The following is a 5948-nucleotide window of genomic DNA, read 5'->3' on the forward strand; positions in this document are numbered from 1 at the left end:
TTAACAAAGTATAATTTGGGTCTTTTTTATCTAAATTTAATCTGTGCTTCATTTTGATCACTAATAATATATTTGTAAAGCATATTATTTAAATTTAACGATATTAAAGACCTATTTTTTTAAATTACTAAAAATACAAATGTATTTTTAGAAACAGATAAAAATTATTAGGTGAATGAATAAAAATAAGGAAAATTCATAGGAATTTTCCACCAAAAAATTCAGGCCCCTAAATATTTTTATTTTTTATTTTGTTCGTAATAATTAAAATATTAATCTTTTTTTTTTTAAAAATAGTTTGATATTTAATTTTTCTTTATAATTTATTTTAATTTTTTTAAAAAATAGTCTTATTTTTTATTTATTTGCTTAAAAACTCTTTAAAAATAGTTTGATTTTCAATAATTGTTAAAATCATTAATCATTAAAAATCAAGTTGTCGATAAAGTCCATGTCCAAGGATTCTTCAACTATATTAGCCAATTCCTCAATTGAATTGTCCTTTTTGGATTTGTAAGGGTCTACTCCTTCCTGTATTTCAAGGCCCTTGTTTTTTCTTAAATAATTCAGGAATTCCCTTCTAATATTGTAATTATGGAAAATTCCATGGAAATATGTTCCAAAGACATTATTATTGTATGCTCCATCATAATTGTCCTTTTCATTATTTCCAATTCCCTTTTCTATTTTAAATAAAGGTTTTGCACTTAAAAGGTTTGTTGTTCCTTCATGAAGTTCATATCCACTTATCTCTTCACCATTTATCTTTGAGAATATTTTGTATGCCATGTCTTTTTCTTTTTTCTTGTTTAGCTCTATTTTAGCCAAGCTTTGTTTTACAATCTTATTTTCCCTTACAAATTCACTTTCAACATCCAAAAGACCTAAAGCTTCAATCTCTTCCAAATCGGATTCCTTATGGTTTTTGTCATGGATCTTATTTCCTAAAATCTGGTATCCTCCACAGATTCCAACTATTGCAGTATTCTTTGCAATTTCTTTCAAGACCTTATCCAGCCCTGTTTCACTTAATTTCAACATGTCTTTAGCTGAATTTCTAGTTCCAGGCAATATGACTGCATCAAGATTATTGAAAAGGTTTTCCTTATCTTTCAAGTCATCTAGGCTAAATTTCTCATTAAGTTCAATCATGTGGATTTCAACGTCATCCTCAAATTCAAATGGGTCAATGTCTGTAAAGTTAGCTATTTTAGGGAATTTGACAACAGCTATTTTTATGGTTTCATCCGCATTGCTTATGTTTTTGTTCCATTTGTGTTCTCTTAATGATGCAGAGTCCTCTTCAGGTAATTTCAAGTCTTCAGCATAAGGGACAATTCCTAAAACAGGTACCTTTATTATGTCTTCCAATTGTTTTATTCCAGGTTCCAAGAGTGCCTCATTTCCTCTAAACTTGTTAATGATTACTCCCTTGAATTTGGATGTGTCTTTTTCATCCAGAAGTAGGAATGTTCCTGCAATTGATGCGAAGACTCCTCCCTTATCAATATCTCCAACAAGAAGAACATTTGCATCTGCAATTTCTGCAGCGCCCATATTTGCCAAATCACCTTCCCTTAGGTTAATTTCAGCAGGGGATCCTGCACCTTCCATTATGATTATGTCATAGTTTTTCTTTAAGTTTTCAAGTGAGTTTTTTACAGCCTCTTTGGCTATTTCCCTATAATCTTCCTCATAAACGATATTGTTGTCCTCGGTTATTGTATAGTTTTTAAAGAAATCCTTGTCTCCTATTGCTTCACCGCTTATGATGACTTGGGAAGTTGAGTTTCCTTTTGGCTTGAGTAAAATTGGATTCATGTCTACGCTAGGCTCTATATTTGCAGCTTCCGCTTGCAATACCTGTGCAATAGCTATTTCCTTGTTTTCCTTAGTTGTATATGAATTCAAGGACATGTTTTGGGATTTAAATGGTGCTACCTTATATCCTCTTCTTGCATATATTCTACAAAGTGCGGCAACAATTAGGCTTTTGCCTGCATTGGATGCTGTTCCTTGAATCATTAAACATTTGCTCATATTTTAACCTTAGGATTTCTATTAATTAGATTATTTAAAAGAATATTTTTTTAAATTTAATTCTTTCTTAATTAATTTAATTTTAGACTTATATTCTTTTTTAATTAATTTAATTTTAGACTTATATTCTTTTTTAATTAATTTAATTTTAGATTTTCATTCTTTCTAAAATAAACTAATTTTTTCAAATTGATTTTAATATTTTTAATCTTATTTTATTTTTGTAGTTTTTTATTAATTAATTTTTATTAAAAATTTTATTAGTTTTAATTTTTTCCAAGCATATTTTTCCCATTTTTCATCATTTATTTTTAATAAAATTCTTAAAAAATTTTCTAGTATTTAACTTTTAGTAACTTTTTATTACTAAAATAAAAACCTTTTTATATTACTTTAATCATAAGATTATTAAGAATGTAATTTAATATATATTACTATTGTAAATTATAATATATGAAAATTAATTTGACATTTTTTCAAATTGTTGAATAAATTTCCAAAAAAATTAAGGATTTTCCTTAATTGAAGATAAATTATAAGATAAACTTAAATTAAAACATATAAATTGAATTAAAAGCTAAGATAAATTATATGCGAGGTTTTTCATGGAAATTGATAAAAAATTATCTGCAATGGAAGAGAATATTGAATCAAAAGACATTGATTCAAATGCAGAAGAAAAAACTAGCTTAGAAGAAATTGAAGCTGATAATGATATAAAAATTGAGTTTAACAGTGAAACTGAAGATAATTCTAATTTAAACTCAGAATCTGAGGATTCCAAAGCAAGCCCAGTGGATGTTGAGGTTGTAGACAGGGATGATTCCCAAAAGACCCAACCTATGCTTGACTATGAATCACTTTCAAATACATCTGAGGTTGAGGTGCCTCCTCTTCTCATTGATCAGGTCATTGGTCACGAAGAGTCTGTTGAAACTATTAAGAAAGCTGCAAAACAAAGAAGAAATGTTCTTTTAATTGGAGACCCTGGTGTTGGAAAATCAATGTTGGCTAAGGGAATGGCTGAATTGTTGCCTCCTGAAGTTTTACAGGATGTTCTTGTATATCCTAATGCTGAAGACAGCAATTACCCATTGATTAGGACAGTGCCTGCAGGTCAAGGTAAAAAGATTGTCAAGGCAAACAAGGCAAATGCAAAAAGCGGTGACGAGAAGAAGATGATGATCACCATGTTTGCAACTGCAGCAATCTTTGTTTTAGGCATTCTTTATCAAAGAATATTTGAAGCCATTATTGCAGCATTGCTTGTCATATTTATTTCAATGCAAATTAAACCAAAAAGCAATTCTTTAGCTCCTAAATTATTGGTAAATAATGGGGATAAAAGATTTGCACCATTTATGGATGCTACCGGTGCACATGCAGGTGCATTGTTAGGTGATGTAAGGCACGACCCTTACCAGTCCGGAGGTCTTGGAACTCCTGCACACGAACGTGTTGAAAGCGGAATGATTCACAAGGCTCACAAGGGAGTTTTATACATTGACGAAATCGGTACAATGAGTATGAAAACTCAACAAGAGCTTTTATCTGCAATGCAGGAGAAAAAATACGCTATCACTGGTCAAAGTGAAAACAGTAGTGGGGCAATGGTTCGTTCTCAAGCTGTTCCATGTGACTTTGTTCTTGTAGCTTCCGGTAATATTCAGGTTCTTGAAGGAATGCACATTGCTATGCGTTCAAGAATCAGAGGATATGGTTATGAAGTCTATATGAAAGATTATATGGAAGACACTGAGGAAAACAGAAAGAAACTCGTTCAGTTCGTTGCTCAGGAAGTCAAGAACGATGGAAGAATTCCTCACTTTGAAACCGATGCTTTGGATGAAATTATTTTGGAAGCAAAGCGTAGAGCTGGAAGGAAAAACGCTTTAACCTTAAGGCTTAGGGAATTAGGCGGTCTTGTACGTTCAGCTGGGGATGTAGCTATTGAAGAAGGAGCAGACCTGGTACGTGCAGATCATGTCGTTACCGCTAAAAAATTCTCCAGGACCTTGGAACAGCAAATGGTTGACAGATCCATTATTCAAAGAAAAGAATACAGTGTATTCAATTCTGAAGGTGGAAAGGTTGGTATGGTCAACGGTTTGGCTGTTATGGGTGATAGAAGTGGTATTGTAATGCCTATTGCTGCTGAAATGGCTCCTGCAAACAGTAAGAATGAAGGTAAAATCATCGTTACAGGTAAGCTTGGGGAAATTGCATTGGATTCAGTACAGAATGTAAGTGCAATCATCAAGAAATACACTCAAGTAGATATTTCCAATCATGATATTCACGTTCAGTTCTTGCAAAGTTATGATGGAGTTGAAGGAGACAGTGCAAGTGTTTCCATTACAGCTGCAGTTATTTCCGCAGTTGAAGGAATTCCAATTGATCAATCAGTTGCTTTAACCGGTTCCTTAAGTGTACGTGGAGATGTAATGCCTATTGGTGGTGCAACCGCCAAAATCGAGGCTGCTGCAGAATCCGGTATTAAAAAGGTTTTATTGCCTAAATCCAATATGGAAGACGTTATGCTTGAGAAAAAGTATGAGGACATGATTGAAATTGTTCCTATTGAAACAATTGAAGACGTCTTGCAAAATATCTTGATTAATGGAAGTAAGAAGGATAAATTAATTAGTAAAATGAGAGAGATTAGTGGGGCTGTTTCCAGTAAGGTTTCCACTGATTCCGTTGGATTGTCCAAACCAAGTTACAATTAATTTAAATAGTTATTTTTAGCTATTTTTATTTATTTTTCTTATTTTTTTAACTTTTTTATTTTTTAGCTATTTTTATTTATTTTTCTTATTTTTTTAACTTTTTTATTTTTAACTTATTTTTAACTTATTTTTAACTTATTTTATTTAATTTTATTATTTGTTCTTATTTTATTATTTGTTTTTATTTTATTTTTTTAATTATTTTCACGTTTTTTATTTATTAATTAATAATTTTTTATTTGCTTTCATTTTTAATTGTTTTTCATTTGTTTTTCTCTTTTTTAGCTATTTTCCATTCTTTTTGATTTAGCCATTTTTTACAAAAACTTTATATACTTAATCAAACTATTATATTTTAGAAAAGTAAATATCTTTTATTTTCAATGGATTATCATTTCATTGATAAATATTAAGTATTAGTTTGTTTAATTATTATATGATTGGATAAGTTTTTAATAAAGTTTTTATTATTGTTTAAACTTATTTTAATTAAATGAGATAGGTTTTTAATAATTTTTTTATTATTGTTTAAACTTATTTTTTAATAATTAATTGGTGTTGAATTCAAAATTTTATTTTATTTTATTTAGGATGTGATAAAATGGGTAAACTAAAAACTGCAGGTATTGTAATTGTAATTCTTTTAGTTCTAGTAGTCCTTTTCGCTTCTATTTCAAATGTTTTAATTTTAGCTCAGGATGATACTGAAGGTTCAGTTCCGGGAGTGGATATGGCTGCTTTATGGAGTTTAGGTGGAGGATTTACATGGATTTATCCTGGAAGTTCTCATGATGCCAGCGGACGTACACTTCATAATATTTACATGACTGAAAATCCTTATCAGCAAGCAAGGGAGATTATGGAATATACATATGGTGTAAGCCCTCATATACTGGTGATTATCAATGATCAAGCCGCAGCTCACATTTTCGGTGATAATATTTTATCCACTATCCGCCAACATGACTGGGTTGAAGGCAATTCCCGTGGAGATGCCGTTTCAATGAGTATTACTTCGGTTAATCCATTGCCTGTTATTCCAGACATTTTAATGGGAAATATTAAGATAATGCTTATTTAAGCTTTATCTTACTTTATTTTTTAGATTAATAGGATTATCTTTTTTTAAGCTTTATCTTACTTTATTTTTTAGATTAATAGGATTATCTTTTTTTAAGC

The 5948-nt window shown here is 30.3% G+C and carries 3 protein-coding genes; 2 read left to right on the top strand and 1 reads right to left on the bottom strand.

From position 1 onward, the window contains the following. Positions 1–417 precede the first annotated feature (417 nt). Positions 418–2040 (bottom strand): cobyric acid synthase CobQ, encoded by a 1623-nt coding sequence (gene cobQ / locus Q0138_RS04050; protein ID WP_297981271.1) that lies wholly within the window; start codon positions 2038–2040, stop codon positions 418–420. Positions 2041–2882: 842 nt separating this feature from the next. Between cobQ and lonB the strand changes: the two genes are divergently transcribed. Both lonB and Q0138_RS04060 read left to right on the top strand, forming a co-directional pair. Next, on the top strand, positions 2883–4769 hold the full coding sequence (gene lonB, locus Q0138_RS04055) for an ATP-dependent protease LonB (RefSeq protein ID WP_297981276.1): 1887 nt from the start codon (positions 2883–2885) through the stop codon (positions 4767–4769). 601 nt (positions 4770–5370) lie between these two features. Beyond that, entirely contained in the window at positions 5371–5850 is a 480-nt protein-coding gene (locus Q0138_RS04060) for a hypothetical protein (protein WP_297981273.1), read from the top strand. Positions 5851–5948: the final 98 nt, after the last annotated feature.

The sequence above is a fragment of the uncultured Methanobrevibacter sp. genome, from assembly GCF_937906425.1.
GTDB lineage: Archaea > Methanobacteriota > Methanobacteria > Methanobacteriales > Methanobacteriaceae > Methanobrevibacter.

Coding starts and splice junctions, on each gene's coding strand:
- Q0138_RS04060 (WP_297981273.1), top strand. CDS start 5,371: ATGGGTAAACTAAAAACTGCAGGTATTGTAATTGTAATTCTTTTAGTT.
- cobQ (WP_297981271.1), bottom strand. CDS start 2,040: ATGAGCAAATGTTTAATGATTCAAGGAACAGCATCCAATGCAGGCAAA.
- lonB (WP_297981276.1), top strand. CDS start 2,883: ATGCTTGACTATGAATCACTTTCAAATACATCTGAGGTTGAGGTGCCT.